The organism is Tatumella citrea, from assembly GCF_002163585.1.
Classification (GTDB): domain Bacteria; phylum Pseudomonadota; class Gammaproteobacteria; order Enterobacterales; family Enterobacteriaceae; genus Tatumella; species Tatumella citrea.
The window spans coordinates 2,439,918-2,454,411 of sequence record NZ_CP015579.1 but is presented as its reverse complement, the minus strand read 5'-3'; the positions used below and the strand labels follow the sequence as shown (position 1 = coordinate 2,454,411).

At 51.3% G+C, this 14,494-nt stretch carries 14 protein-coding genes; 6 read left to right on the top strand and 8 right to left on the bottom strand.

The genetic code is table 11. The features are described from left to right. The first annotated feature begins 381 nt into the window (after positions 1-381). The gene (locus tag A7K98_RS11700; RefSeq protein WP_087488721.1) at positions 382-1,398 is read left to right on the top strand and encodes a 1-aminocyclopropane-1-carboxylate deaminase; all 1,017 of its coding nucleotides are present in this window, start codon (positions 382-384) and stop codon (positions 1,396-1,398) included. Positions 1,399-1,448: 50 nt separating this feature from the next. On the opposite strand, the gene A7K98_RS11695 is transcribed toward A7K98_RS11700, so the two are convergent. From A7K98_RS11695 to A7K98_RS11680, 4 genes are all read right to left on the bottom strand, one after another. Further along, positions 1,449-1,799, bottom strand: a complete 351-nt coding sequence (locus tag A7K98_RS11695; RefSeq protein ID WP_087488720.1) for a DUF3147 family protein — start codon at positions 1,797-1,799, stop codon at positions 1,449-1,451. Between the two features lie 174 nt (positions 1,800-1,973). Continuing rightward, positions 1,974-2,825 (bottom strand): aldo/keto reductase, encoded by an 852-nt coding sequence (locus tag A7K98_RS11690; RefSeq protein WP_087488719.1) that lies wholly within the window; start codon positions 2,823-2,825, stop codon positions 1,974-1,976. A gap of 126 nt (positions 2,826-2,951) precedes the next feature. Beyond that, positions 2,952-3,608: a carboxymuconolactone decarboxylase family protein gene (locus A7K98_RS11685; protein WP_087488718.1), complete on the bottom strand. Its 657-nt coding sequence runs from the start codon at positions 3,606-3,608 to the stop codon at positions 2,952-2,954. A 66-nt stretch (positions 3,609-3,674) separates the two neighbouring features. Beyond that, a complete protein-coding gene (locus A7K98_RS11680; RefSeq protein ID WP_087488717.1) occupies positions 3,675-4,886 on the bottom strand; it encodes a multidrug effflux MFS transporter in 1,212 nt (403 codons plus the stop codon). 211 nt (positions 4,887-5,097) lie between these two features. Here A7K98_RS11680 and A7K98_RS11675 point away from each other — a divergent pair, with 211 nt between their 5' ends. Together A7K98_RS11675 and fhuE are read left to right on the top strand one after the other, a co-directional pair. Next, complete coding sequence (locus tag A7K98_RS11675; RefSeq protein WP_087490479.1) at positions 5,098-6,051, top strand: aliphatic sulfonate ABC transporter substrate-binding protein; 954 nt, start codon at positions 5,098-5,100, stop codon at positions 6,049-6,051. Between the two features lie 341 nt (positions 6,052-6,392). Then, entirely contained in the window at positions 6,393-8,672 is a 2,280-nt protein-coding gene (gene fhuE, locus A7K98_RS11670; RefSeq protein ID WP_087488716.1) for a ferric-rhodotorulic acid/ferric-coprogen receptor FhuE, read from the top strand. 358 nt (positions 8,673-9,030) lie between these two features. On the opposite strand, the gene A7K98_RS11665 is transcribed toward fhuE, so the two are convergent. The 4 genes from A7K98_RS11665 to A7K98_RS11650 form a co-directional block, all read right to left on the bottom strand. Next, entirely contained in the window at positions 9,031-9,438 is a 408-nt protein-coding gene (locus A7K98_RS11665; RefSeq protein WP_087488715.1) for a helix-turn-helix domain-containing protein, read from the bottom strand. Then, a complete protein-coding gene (locus A7K98_RS11660) occupies positions 9,435-9,734 on the bottom strand; it encodes a type II toxin-antitoxin system HigB family toxin (RefSeq protein ID WP_087488714.1) in 300 nt (99 codons plus the stop codon). Before A7K98_RS11660 ends, A7K98_RS11665 begins: the two co-directional genes overlap by 4 nt. Positions 9,735-9,882: 148 nt before the next feature. Continuing rightward, a complete protein-coding gene (locus A7K98_RS11655; RefSeq protein WP_087488713.1) occupies positions 9,883-11,079 on the bottom strand; it encodes an MFS transporter in 1,197 nt (398 codons plus the stop codon). 224 nt (positions 11,080-11,303) lie between these two features. Continuing rightward, positions 11,304-11,840: a lipocalin family protein gene (locus A7K98_RS11650; RefSeq protein ID WP_087488712.1), complete on the bottom strand. Its 537-nt coding sequence runs from the start codon at positions 11,838-11,840 to the stop codon at positions 11,304-11,306. A gap of 122 nt (positions 11,841-11,962) precedes the next feature. Between A7K98_RS11650 and A7K98_RS11645 the strand changes: the two genes are divergently transcribed. The 3 genes from A7K98_RS11645 to A7K98_RS11635 all read left to right on the top strand — a co-directional run bounded on the left by A7K98_RS11645 (position 11,963) and on the right by A7K98_RS11635 (position 14,475). Further along, positions 11,963-12,628: a DUF2268 domain-containing putative Zn-dependent protease gene (locus tag A7K98_RS11645; RefSeq protein WP_087488711.1), complete on the top strand. Its 666-nt coding sequence runs from the start codon at positions 11,963-11,965 to the stop codon at positions 12,626-12,628. A gap of 136 nt (positions 12,629-12,764) precedes the next feature. Beyond that, positions 12,765-13,733 (top strand): fatty acid desaturase, encoded by a 969-nt coding sequence (locus tag A7K98_RS11640; protein ID WP_087488710.1) that lies wholly within the window; start codon positions 12,765-12,767, stop codon positions 13,731-13,733. Then, a complete protein-coding gene (locus A7K98_RS11635) occupies positions 13,690-14,475 on the top strand; it encodes a phosphate/phosphite/phosphonate ABC transporter substrate-binding protein (protein ID WP_407703082.1) in 786 nt (261 codons plus the stop codon). The genes A7K98_RS11640 and A7K98_RS11635 overlap by 44 nt, the downstream gene beginning before the upstream one ends. Positions 14,476-14,494 lie beyond the last annotated feature (19 nt).

The following is a 14,494-nucleotide window of genomic DNA, read 5'->3' as shown; positions in this document are numbered from 1 at the left end:
CTCTCAGAAATCGCCCGGCCGGGGTAATAACTATTTCCTATCACCCGTAACCGGCCAGTTTTTCCGAAAATCAGCCCTCTCTGCGTTGCTCTTTGCGCCCTAAAGTTTTTACTGTCTAACCATTTGATAGTTATAAGTTAATTTTTCATTCCGTCAATGGCTTTACAAATATTCGTCAACAGGTTGATTAATAAAATTCCATACAATGACTCACAGAAGAAATTTGAGATAAAAAAATAAAATAACCAGGAAATTTAATAAAAATATTCGCCATTAAAACGAAATTTACAAAAAATCCGACTGAGATATGGTGAAAGGGTACTGCATTTAGCGCGATAAACCACAGTTGTTTATCGCCCCCGATATCCCAGGAGATAAATGATGAACCTAGAAAAATTCCCACGTTACCCACTGACTTTTGGACCATCACCGATTACGCCAATGAAAAGGCTGAGCGCGGAGTTAGGCGGAAAAGTGGAAATTTATGCCAAGCGTGAAGACTGTAACAGCGGGCTGGCATTCGGGGGCAATAAAACCCGTAAGCTGGAATATCTGATTCCTGAAGCGCTGGCTCAGGGCTGCGATACCCTGGTATCTATCGGCGGTGTGCAGTCTAACCAGACCCGTCAGGTGGCTGCCGTTGCTGCACACCTGGGAATGAAATGTGTGCTGGTGCAGGAGAACTGGGTTAATTATTCCGATGCGGTGTATGACCGGGTGGGAAATATCGAATTATCGCGGATTATGGGCGCGGATGTTCGTCTGGATGCTGCCGGTTTTGATATCGGGATTCGTGAAAGCTGGAAGCAGGCGATGGAAGAAACCGCAGAAAAGGGCGGTAAGCCGTTTCCGATCCCCGCGGGTTGTTCAGAACACCCTTATGGTGGTTTAGGTTTTGTCGGTTTTGCCGAAGAAGTACGTCAGCAGGAGAAAGAGCTGGGGTTCAAATTTGACTATATCGTAGTCTGTGCGGTCACCGGCAGTACACATGCAGGAATGGTGGTGGGCTTTGCTGCCGATGGGCGTTCACGCCGTGTGATTGGTATTGATGCTTCCGCGAAACCTGAAAAAACCAAAGCTCAGGTGCTACGGATTGCACAAAATACTGCTGAACTGGTGGAACTGGGCCGTGAAATTACCGAAGAAGATATTGTGCTGGATACCCGCTATGGCGGACCAGAATATGGGCTGCCTAATGAAGGAACCCTGGAAGCTATCCGGCTGTGTGCACGTACCGAAGGTGTGCTGACTGACCCGGTCTACGAAGGAAAATCCATGCATGGCATGATTGATATGATACGTAACGGGGAATTCCCTGAAGGGTCAAAAATTCTGTATGCTCACCTGGGCGGTGCCCCGGCACTGAGTGCCTACAGTTATATTTTCCGCAACGGTTAATCACCGCGAACTCTGCCGCCGGTTTCCCTGTTCCTGTAACCGGCGGTGAGTTACATCAGCCGGATACCGAACCGGTTTAGCAGTGTGGCCCAGGCAAGAAAAATAATCAGCGTCATAACGCAGGATGCCAGCAAAGCCGGCCAGAAGCCCCAGTTCTGCAATGCCCACGGGAAGAATATAAACATCGGTAGTGTCGGAACCACATACCAGAAGGTATACCAGGCGTGACTGGCAATCTTCTGTTGATTTTGTCCTTCCAGCTTCATCCAGACTAATACCAGTACGGTGACCAACGGCAGTGCCGCCAGTAACCCGCCAAGCCGGTCGCTGCGTTTTGCAGTTTCAGAAATTATGACCACCATACCGGCAGTCAGAGCGTATTTAGTGATAAGCCACAGCATATAATTACCTGTCAAAAACCCATGAGAACACGAGGGAATGCACTGCCCGGGTGATTTCAGGCTGAGCAAAAAAGAGTATATCCTGTGTACTGAAAGTCCGACAGGGGAGCCGTGTATCACTCTGGCTCAACCACCCGCCTGGCGGGTAGCTTGTCAGAGAATATTGCGTAAGGTTCAGACATCTAATTTACGCTGAGTAATCCACTCAACCCGGGCCGGATCACGGTGCGAGAAGAATGCACTGGTCGCAGTATCAATGGCGGTAATGTGTAACATCTCTTCTGCGGTCAGAGAAAAGTCCAGTACACCGAGGTTTTCTGTCATTCGCTGCTTACGCACGGTTTTTGCCAGTGAAACAATATTACGTTGTAACAACCAGCGCAGGATCACCTGGCCTACCGATTTTCCATAACCTGCGCCTATAGCAGCCAGTTGTGGATGGTTAAACAGATCGTTACGACCTTCAGCAAACGGCGCCCAGGCTTCCGGTTGTATCCCACGGCTCTGCATCCAGGGAACCGTTTGCAACTGCTGATGGAACGGATTTACTTCTACCTGATTCACCGCCGGAACGACTTTGTTAAAGGCTATCAGGTCTGCCAGCCGGTCGGGATGGAAATTACTGACCCCGATGCTGCGGATTTTACCGGCCTCATACAGCTCTTCCATTGCCCGCCAGGCACCATGAACATCACCATAAGGCTGATGGATCAGATACAGGTCAACATAATCCAGTTGCAGGCGGTTGAGGGAACGTTCGAACTGTGCTTTTGCCCCGCTGTAGCTGGTGTCCTGCAACCATAATTTAGTCGTTACAAACAGCTCATTACGGTCAATTCCACTCTGTCGGAGGGCATTACCCACCTGAGTCTCATTCTGATAAGAGGCTGCGGTATCAATCAGCCGATAGCCACTTTCAATAGCATCAAGCACAGCCCGCTCACACTCAGTTGCATCGGTCATCTGAAATACGCCAAACCCCAGTAAAGGCATATCGACACCGTTATTGAGTTTTACTGAATTCATCTTAGTCTCCTTTTACTTTGGTGGGTGGATAGTGTTGTCAGCGAATATAAGTCGATAAAGGGTGTAAAACCGCACGGTCTGTGAACCAGATTAATCACTGTCCACCAGGCCCGGCGGCAGGTTATTTTATGAGTAGGTTGCGATCGCCTGCTGTAATGCAGCTTCTGCCCGCGAAGCAGCGTTATCATCACAGGGGCGCAATATCTCAACCAGATGCTGTAATTGTTGCTTACTCAGACCGACACGCAGGCTGGCGAGGGTGTGAGCCAGTAATTGCGCCTCTGCACCCTCTGTGGCGGCCAGCGCCCCGACCGTCGCCAGTTCACGGCTTTGCCAGTCAAGATTATCGCGGGCAAAAATGTTGCCAAACAGGTGGGTCTGCAGAAACTGATTAATCACCGGGGCAAAGTCGAATAATGCGCCTGCGACCGGGCCGCCGGCAATAATGCTCTGATTTTTAAATCCTAGCTGCTGCAATTCCTCGCCGACCGGCACCGGGGCCATCGGATCGGCACCTTCTGAATCCTGAATACCACGTTGTTTGCGTGATTCGGTCACTTTCATCAGCCGGCCCAGTGCATTCAGGCTGCGGGGAAATCCGCAGTAGGCGTATAGCTGGATCAGAATCTCTTTGAGTTCACTGACAGTCAATCCTGCGTCCAGTGCCTGCTCCAGCTGGTTTTCCAGTAAATCCATGCGGCTGGTCGCTACGTAACAGCCTGTCAGCGGGATTGTCTGTTGCACCGCAGACAGTGTCTCAGAATCAGCGGGTTGTTGTGCCATGATTAAACTCCTGTGCACGTACATTAAAACCTGTCGCCACTTCCGACAGAATCCATAGGGTTACTCTCAGTGTCCGGCACTATTGCGGGCAGTGACGGCCATAACACCACTGGCACAGGCAAACAATGCGATTATCCAGCCCATGGTCCAGGGAGTGCCGTTACTGAACAGTGCTAGCAACAGTGATGAAATAATACCGCTGCCATACTGCAGTGCTCCCATCAGTGCGGCGGCTGATCCTGCGATTTCAGGGACCTGGTCCAGAGCACAGGCAGTTGAGGTTGCGGCAATAATTCCGTTCATTGAGAAGAAAATGAAAACGGTGACAATAATAAGTGCGATGCCACCGATGTTCAGCGCGGTACCCATCCCCAGAACCAGTGCAGCCAGCACGGCGATCAGCACGGCAATTTTCAGCAATTTTTCCAGCGGATATTGATGAACCAGTCGACGGTTCAGCATACTGACAGCCATCAGACCAACAATATTCACCGCGAACAGCCAGCCATAAAATTGCGGAGCGACGCCAAAATAGCGGATGTATACCCAGGGAGAGCCGGTGATAAAGGCATAAGCTGCTACATAGTAAAATGTCAGGCACAGGGTAAAACGCATGTAGGTAGCATTGCCGAGCAGTCGCAGATAATTACGAAAAGCACCAGCCAGCGAAACATTCACCCGACGATCAGCTGGCAGTGTTTCGGGAAGAAAATTCAACGCCAGTAATAACACCGCTCCGATAGCCACCAGTAACCAGAAAATGGAATGCCAGCTGGTAAACCTGATCATCTGTCCGCCGATTAACGGACCCGCAATGGGGGCGATAGCCATAATAATCATCAGCGTGGAGAGCATCTGCGCCGCCCGGCTACGGCTGAACAGATCGCGAATCATGGCACGCGCCAGCATCGGTCCGGTACAAGCCCCGAGCGCCTGAAATACGCGCCAGAAAACAATCTGGGTCATATCCGTTGACAGGGCACAACCCGCCGAACCAATGATAAACAGAATAATCCCGATGAATAAGGGTAACCGGCGCCCGTACTGGTCGCTGATCGGCCCCCAGATCAGTTGGGCAATACAGAACCCGGCTAAAAAGCCGCTAATGGTCAGTTCAGAATTGCCCTGTAAATCGCTGTTCATCTGCGGCATGGCCGGCAGATAGATATCGGTGGACAGTGAGGTCACCGCCATCAGGGCACTCAGAATTACCACAAACAGCATGCCTGTAGGTTTTGTGGAATGAGCAGAAGAATATTGCACAGTTGAGTTAGACATACGTCTCCGGCGGAAATAAGTAATGTGCACAGAATAACGTTTTCCGGAGAGGGGATAATGGCAGGGAAACGGATTGATGTTATGAACCAGTTTCATTAATTATGTGATGTAACAGCAGGCGCAGAAACCGCAAAAGCTTAGCAGAAAGCGATGTTTTGCCGGTCACTGCGGCACTTATATCATGGAATTCTTTGTTTTCGGGGAAACCAATATGAAATATTTGCCGTCGATGATTACTGCTGCGTTATTGCTGAGCCTGGGGGCAAGCGCCACCGCCAACGCAGAACCAACGTTACGTATCGGCTATCAAAAATCTTCCACATTACTGACCTTACTGAAGCAGCAGGGGACGCTGGATAAAGCACTGGCCAGTCAGGGAATTAGTGTCAGCTGGCATGAGTTTACCAGTGGGTTACCGCTGCTGGAGGCACTGAATACCGGCAATGTGGATATTACTGCGGATGTCGCCGATACCGTACCGGTGTTTGCCCAGGCCGCAGGGGCAGATTTCACCTATTATGCCCGTGAAACTCCGTCTCCGGAGGCTCAGGCCATTCTGGTACCTGCCGGTTCGACAGTGAAAAGTCTGGCTGAACTGAAAGGCAAAAAAATTGCAGTTACTAAAGCCGCCGGCAGCCACTACCTGCTGATTGTGGCACTGAAACAGGCGGGACTGACGCTTAAAGATGTTGATGCGGCCTGGCTGACACCGGCCGACGGCCGGGCCGCTCTGGAAAATGGCAGTGTTGCTGCCTGGGTGACATGGGAACCCTATGTCACCAGCGCCCGTGAGGAGCAACATGCCCGTGTACTGGTCAGCGGTAAAGGGCTGGCCAGTTACCAGCGTTATTATCTGGTCGCCAGTCCGTATGTAAAGGCTCATCCGGCCGTCGTCAGTACGGTATATCACGCCCTGCAACAGGAATCTCACTGGCTGAAAGATCATCCGCAGGATGCGGCCAAAATTTTATCGCCGTTATGGGGAAATCTGCCCCTGGCGACGATTGAGAAGGCTAATGCTTATCGCAGCTATCAGGTCGAACCGGTGAAAAGCAGCGACCTTACTGAACAGCAAAAGATTGCTGATGTATTTTATCAGGCCAGATTACTGCCAAAACCAGTGAATGCTACGCAGATAGCGACCTGGCAGCCAGCTAAACCTTAATTCATTCTGACGGCAGTGGCTGTGTCTTTAGCGCTGCCTGATTCTGTTTTATCACAACAAAGTGGCAGATACAGCCAGAGCTGCAGAGTCAAAATTCCCCGCGAAAAAGCACTGACATCTTTTATTACAGCAAGTTCAACCTGTTTACATTGAACTGACAATCAAAATGATTATACTTCTCATTCCCTTTACTGCATGTTTGCGATTTCCTGTTTTTTTCTGGAATTGCCGGTCAACGGAAAACCTGTTCCTGGCCGGGGCTCAGTCATATCTGTCTGCTTATGCAGCATGCATTAAGCCGGTTATTGATATAACCAAATATAACTATATTGAGGACGATAATGTTTTTTGCTGCCAGACGATCTGAACAACAGGACCGTTCCCCTGTTGCTGATTCCGTAAAAGGTTGTATTCCGTCGCTGTCTTTACTTGCTGTAGTCATTGCCACCGTGTTGCATGTCCCGCAGGGGATGGCTGCTGATTCGGAGGCTTCTGCCAGCAATACGGCTGCCAGCCAGCCTGCTAACAGCAAGCAGAACACCAGCAGTGCTAAAAGCAGTACTCTGGTGGTCACTGCGAAGGATCAGGCAAACGATCCTGATGCGCCAAAACCCACCGATTACAATGTGCCAGTGACCCGTGCTGCAACAAAAATGGCACTGACTGCCCGGGATACCCCGCAGTCAATCAGTGTGATTACAAAGCAGAGGATGCAGGATCAGCAACTGGATACCTTGTCAGACGTGCTGCAAAATACCACCGGTATCACCCAGGAAAACTCAGGGGCGAACCGCAGCAATTACTATTCCCGTGGCTTTAAAATCGATAACTACCAGATAGACGGCGTTCCGGTACTGGAAGATGCTGTCTGGAATCTGGGTGATACTCTGTCAGACACGGCAATCTATGACCGCGTAGAAGTGGTTCGCGGAGCGACCGGACTGATGAGCGGCGTCGGCGATCCTGCGGCATCAGTGAATATGATCCGTAAGCAGGCAGACAGCAAAACCTTTAAAGGCAACCTGACCAGTAGTTACGGTAGCTGGGGTAATCAGCGTTACGTTGCTGATCTTTCCGGACCACTCAGCGAGAACGGCAGGGTGCGTGGCCGTATGGTGGCCGGCTATCAGCGCAGCGGCAGCTGGCTTGATGATTACCATACCCAGAAGAAGTTCTTTTATGGCACCATCGCGGCTGATTTAACTGATTCCACCACCGTGTCTGCGGGTTATGATTTTGATGAAACTCAGGTACATGGTGCGACCTGGGGCGGATTGCCAACCTTTTATCTGGATGGCAGCAAAACCGATTACAAACGCAGCACCAATCTGGCCCCAGGCTGGGCGTACAATAACGTGCATAACCGCACAGTTTTTGCCAGCCTGAAACAGCAACTGGCCAACGGCTGGGAATTTAACCTGACCGGTACCCACAGTGAAGCTGAAATGGACAGTAAGCTGCTGTATATCGACGGCTACTTCGATAAAACCACCGGAATTGGTGTCGGGCCTTATGCGGGTTATGACCTGCTGGGTGGAACCGGCTATAACACGGCCTACCGTCGCGAAAATGATCTTGATGCATACGCCAGCGGTCCGTATGAACTGTTTGGTCGCCAGCATGAGCTGATGTTGGGTGTCACTTATATCCGTCAGAATGACCGTTATTACAGTGCCTCGACCAGCTTTACCTCGGCAGATGTCGGTGATTTCAACGACTGGGGTAGCTATCCGGAGCCTGACTGGGATCCACAGAGTCTGGCAGAAGATAACACCATCCATCAGAAATCTGCGTACATGGCGACCCGAATTTCTCTGGCTGATCCGCTGCACCTGATCCTCGGCGCGCGCTATACCCAGTACAGGGCGGATACCATGACCGAGAAAATGGAGAAAAACAACGTTACGCCATACGCCGGACTGGTGTATGACATTAACGATACTTACTCGGCGTACGCCAGCTATACCTCCATCTTTAAGCCTCAAGCTTATCGTGATATCAACGGCGCGTATCTGAACCCGATCACCGGTAAAAGCTACGAAACCGGGATTAAAGGTGACTGGCTGAACAGCCGACTGACCGCTTATCTGTCAGTTTTCCGTATCGAGCAGGATCACCTGGGAACCACCGATTATGAGCTGGTAAAAGGCAGTACCGATTATGCCTATTACGAGCAAAACGGCACTGTCAGCCGTGGCGTGGAATTTGAGATTAATGGCGCGGTCACTGACAACCTGCAACTGACGTTTGGTGCAACCCGTTATGTGGCGAAAGATGGCAGTGGTAATGCGCTGGAGCCGACTCAGCCTCAGACGACCTTCAAACTGTTCGGCAGTTATCGTCTGCCGACAATACCGGATCTGACTGTGGGTGGTGGTATAAACTGGCAGAACCATACCTGGGATAGTGTCGCGGGACCGGGTGGTACCAGCAACCTGTATGCGGATCAGGGAAGTTATGCCCTGGTTGATCTGTTCGGGCGTTATCACGTGACCAAAAACCTGTCTGTGCAGGCGAACCTGAATAACCTGTTCGACAAGAAATATAATATTGATGTTGGCCGTAACTTTATCTACGGCGAACCGCGTAATGTTTCTGTGTCGGCCAGTTATAACTTCTGATAAACGAATGAATGCCCGTCAGGGCTGACGGTTTCCCGCAAATAAAGACAGGCATAGAAGGTTGTGATCTACCTGGTGTTCCACCAAAAGGGTAGGTCACACCTCTATGCCTGCTTCACAAGTCTGCCATAAATTATTCAACTCGTTCATCTGACGGTTCATCAGTGTAGCTGGCAGGTTATTATGCTGAAAATAATGGAATAGCAGGGCGTTCAGGCATTCAGTGCGAAGTGACGAAGGGTGTTGTCGGACTTAACACTGAGTGAGCATATCATTCGGCAGTCTTCGCAAATCCTGCCGGGGATGAACGCCGACAGGGTTTTTGGTTTGCTGATTATGTCGATGCGTGTGCTGTGGTTCAGGTTCGTGGCTTTCCGCGGGATAGTTTCCTCGTCACAGGCTCTGACATAAGAGATTCAAGCGGAATATTTGCGCGTTGGTGCAACGCCAGAATTTGCGTTTTAGATAATTGCCGGGTGCCGTTCAGTATTTCATACACTCTGGATGGTGTAGCATCGATCATGCTGGCAACGTCCCGGGGAGTTAACCCCTGCTGATCCATGCGAAACTTTATGGCTTCAACCGCGGTAGGCGGTATGATTTTGTAATGCTCATCTTCATATACGGCAATCAGTGTAATCATTACTTCCATAAAGTCGCCAGCCTCAGTACCGGGTTCTGGCTGGGAGTCAAACAGCGGCTCTGTAACAGCCAGGGCGTTAAGATAATCAGCCTCATTGCGAATTGGTTTCACCTGGTATTTCATAATGTCACCTTGTTAGCATCGATACTGCTGTATTCGGCGTGGGTGCCGGCAAATTTAATGAACACGGCCTTTTGGCTATAGGCTACACTACAAATTATCCGGTAAGTATTGCCCTTTATGTCGAAAACCACGCTGTTTTGCTCTAAAAAATCAACGGAACAATACTTGTTTTTTATGTCATGCGGCCCGTTCCAGTCAGCTTTGCTGACTTCGTGATACCATGCGGACATTGGCCCTTTTGCATCAGCGTGTTTAGTCCAAAAATTCGTCAGAGTTTTTTTTGCTATAACGTTCATGACTTGTCCATAAGTCCCAATATGGGATTAATTTTATACCTCCCAAAATGGGACTCAAGCACTTTAACTGAGTCGGGGCAATAAAACATGCGTGGCGACACCAAAATGTATCGTTATCTCATTGCCTTCAGGTCTGACGGGTTAGCATTTATCCGGTCACGGCTGACCGACGTTTTCCGGCCAGCAATCCTGCCAGGGCCAGTACTACCGGTACCAGAGAACCCCATAACACCCCGTTCCAGCCCACCATATGCAACAGTGCTCCTGAGGCGAACGAACCGATAATCATCACCCCGAATACCACGAAATCATTCAGGGACTGCACTGTGGTTTTCTCTGACGGCTGATGATAATTGATGATCTGTGTCGAGGCGCCGGTAAAGCCAAAATTCCAGCCCAGGCCAAGCAAAATCAGTGATAACCAGTAATGCAGCACATCGGTACCAGCCAGACCAGCGAATATTGATAATACCAGCAGCAGCAAACCGGCGATGGTGATTCTGTCAGAACCAAAACGGCTGATTAAGCGGCCGGTAAAAAAGCCTGGTCCATACATGGCAATAACATGCCACTGAATGCCCAGATTAGAGTCCTGTTGAGAAATACCGTGCATATGCATGGCAAGCGGCGAGGCAGTCATCAGGAAATTCATGACCATATAAGAGACAGCACCGCTAAACACCGTACGCGTAAAACCTGGCTGTCTGACCAGTTCCCGCAACGGGCGGCCACGGCTTTCCGTCTCAGCCCTGACCGACGGCAGTTTTACGCCAGCCAGTACTGCTGCCGAAAGCAATGCCACCAGTGCCTGAGCCATGAAGGTGGCTGCAAACAGGTGCTCCGGCCACAGATTCATGGTACCGGTGACCAGCATCGGGCCGATCACTCCGGCAATCACCCCTCCACCCATCACCAGAGACAACGCTCGTGCACGCTGGCTGGGAGCCGCACCATCAGTAGCGGCGAAGCGGAAAGTGACAGCCACAGCGGCATAAGCACCGCCAAAAAAGGCGGCCAGGCAGAATAATGAAAACGAGCTGCTAACCACTGCCAGCGCAGCCAACAGTCCGGTGATCACTCCCGACCCGGTGCCCGTCATAAAAGCAGCACGGCGGCCGTATTTTCGGGCCAGCTGGCCAAAGGGTAAAATACAGGCCGCCATACCTATTACAAATACTGTCACCGGTAATGTCGCCAGACTATTGTCAGGCGCAAGGTTGTTGCCGACGATGGCCCCGGTAGCATAGAACACCACCGAGTTGGCGCCTGCCAGCGCCTGAGCCGTTGCCAGCCGGAAAATATTACTTTTTTGTTGTTGTTCTGAAAGTGCAGTATCACCATTCATGCAGAAAATTATCCTGTGTAAAGGTAGGAACAGACGTTGCTCTGTCGCCAGCCCGCCCGGGATTAAACCGGTCATGGCACAGAACTGCCGGGCCCGTGCTGTCGGTGGCTACGATGGTTTCCTTGCGCAAGCATGCCAGTGTTAAGCGCCCCTGACGAATAACAAAATATATCTGAACGCGACAGAGAAACTATCCCGTCAATGGATTTCCTTCCGTTGCGGGCCTACGGAAGATTATGTTGCGGGACGGTTATCAGTTGTTCCACAGGGAAATTGAGTTGTTTAGCCAGCCTCAGATAGTGATTTCGGATGTCCGTCGGCATCTCCGGTGTCCGTGAGAGCAACCATAAATAATGGCGATTAGGACCACTGACCAACGCATACCGATAATTTTCATCCAGCGCAATGACGTTGTAGCCACCATAAAACGGGCCAAAAAACGACACTTTCAGGGCACCCACATCCGGTCGTCCGGTAAATAACGCCTTTCCAACGCTGCTTTTCCATCGCCGGTTCTGCACGTCATAACCCCGGTTAATGACCCGCAGGCTGCCATCACCTTGTGGCTGATAACTGGCGGTAACCTGTTCCAGCCCGCGTTCAAAACGATTATCCAGCCGCATAATTTCATACCATTGGCCGGAATAACGGCTGGCATCAAACTCAGTGACCGGGCTGACGCCTTTCGGCGGAGTGGGGGAGCGGCAGGCGGCAAGCGCGATGGAAAAGGCAACGACCGATACTACGGGCCAGATTTTCATAGCTACTCCTGTCACCAACGGTTTGCTGGTGAGTATAGCATTGCCACAGACAGTAACGGGTGCGATTCCCAAAAAACTGTTATATTTTAGTTAAATAGTTTTTTAAACTGAGGAACTGCATAATGCCACACTGGACGCTGCACTGGCTGGAGGCGACAGGTTCGCTGTCACAATACCGGGATCGGATTAGCGAAAATTTTGTTGCGGCTGAATCGCTGCTCAGTCAGATGATGCCGCCTCCACGGCTGGATGTCCTGATTCAAAATCTGCCAGGCCAGGTGATTCCTGAAGTCGGGCTGTTGGGCCGTGCCTACACTGAGAGGTTGTTCAGCCTGGCGGTGGACCCTGACAGTCCGGCGCTGGAAGAGAGCCTGCATCAGGGAGCGTTACTACGACATATCCTGCATGAAGTTCATCACTGTTTGCGGATGGCGGGACCAGGTTATGGGCTGTCTGCCGGCGAAGCGTTGGTCAGTGAAGGACTGGCAGGACAGTTTGTCACACAGTTGTCCGGTCATTCACCAGAACTCTGGGAAACGGCGTTCAGTGACACACAGTTGCTGCAATGGCCGTTACCTGCTGAAGTGTTGGCTCAGCAGCCCTACGACCATGCCGCGCTGTTCTTTGGCAGCGGCACTTTACCACGCTGGTATGGTTACAGTCTTGGTTATCAGATGGTGGCTGCCTGGCTGGCTCAGTCCGGTACTCCTGACCCGCAGCAATGGGTCAATGTCCCTGCGGCGCAGGTGATAGCGGCAGCACAACAAGCGGGGCTGGTGTCGGCCTGACATTATTGCTGTGACCTGCCGTAACGGGCATCCTGTGCTCAGCTAATTTTCTGCAAAGCTTATGATTTCTATTCGGTTGTTTTCTCTCTGCCAGTCAGCAATATTTTGCTGAACTGTATAATTTTTGACGGGCTTTATGGCAGAAAAGAAAACCGCATATCTGGATGTGCAACAGCGGGACTGGATAAAACAGCAACAGCTGCGCTGGTTGTGGCGCAGCGAATTCCCCACATGGGGTCTGATTGTGACTATTTACGGTGGCTGGTTCGGAACCTTTGTGTTTGCAGAATCTCTGGGAACAGGGCTGACCACGGTGCTGCTTATCTGGTTTACTGCATGGTATATGTCGCTGCAACATGAACTGATTCATGGCCATCCAACCCGTTATGCGCGGGTTAATCAGCTGCTGGGACTGCTGCCTCTGGCGGTCTGGTATCCTTACGGACTGTACCGTGATTCTCATCTGGCCCATCATCGTAATGAATTACTGACATACCCGCAGGATGATCCGGAAACCTATTATTTTTCGCACCAAAGCTGGCAGCGCTTTGGGCCAGTGCGTCGCCGGTTAATCCGGCTGAGAAATACGTTCCCCGGCAGACTCCTGTTAGGTCCGTTAATCGATATTGCCGCGACTCTGCGCCAGTTACTGAGTGATTTTTGTCGGTTCCGGCTATCCGCAATACTGATGTGGCTGGTTCATGGCTTGTTGTTGCTGGTGGTATTCCGCTGGATAACTGAGCATGGCATGTCAGTAGGCTGGTATCTGCTGGCGGTCAGCTATCCTGCGCTGGCGCTGACCAAAGTACGATCTTTTTACGAGCATCGCGCAGATGACAATCCGGCAGCGCGTTCGGTGATTAATGAAGCCGGTGCCGGCTGGCGTTTACTGTTCCTCAACCTGAACTATCATTCAGTACATCACGATTTACCGGGCATTCCCTGGTATGCACTGAGAACCATTTATCTGCTGAACCGGCAAGGTTATCAGCAACGCAATCAGGGATTCGTGGTGAAGGGATACCGCCACTGGTTAAGGAATTTTTTGACCGCGCCGGTAGATGTGGAACTGCATCCGGCCGAACAGGAACAACAGCGTGATTAGTCTGCCAATGTATGATGTCGATCATCCGGCAACCCTGGCTCTGACCGAAGAGTTAGCACGGCGCCTGCAACTGCGGGGCTTTAGCAAAGAACAGACACGTGTGGTCTGGCCTGATGGCTTAGCCGCGCACTGGCAGGCAGACTCCCTGTTATTATCGCAGACCTGCGGTTATCCGCTGGTCACACTGCTCGACACTGTCCGGACCGTAGGCTGCTTCCATTACACCGTAGCAGGTTGTCAGGATTACCGTTACCGCAGCCTGTTTGTGGTCAGGGATGCCGACAGGCAACGGCAGGTGGCTGATTTTTCCGGGCAACGGCTGGTATGTAATTCCGCCGATTCACAGTCGGGATATAATGTCTGGGTTCGACGACTGGCAGAGCAGCAGTCGTCAGTGAATGAATTCTTTTCTGAGGTTCACTTCAGCGGCGGTCATCGTCAGTCTCTCTGGGCATTACAGCAGCAGAGTGCGGATATTACGGCAGTGGATTGTGTCTCTCTGGCTCTGTTTGCCCGCTACCATCCTCAATGGCTGGAAGGGTTGGTCGTTATTGATCAGTCACCGCTGACGCCTGGTTTGCCGTTAATTGCTGCGGCATCGGTCAGTGATAACCAGTTACAGCTGTTACGGCAGACGCTGGCGGAGCTGGTAGCTGATCCGCTCAGCCAGCGGCTGTGTGCGCCGCTACTGATTGGCGGATTTAGCGAAATATCACGCGAGGCATATCAGGAACTGTTGTGATTCCGGCTGGCCGTGGTGG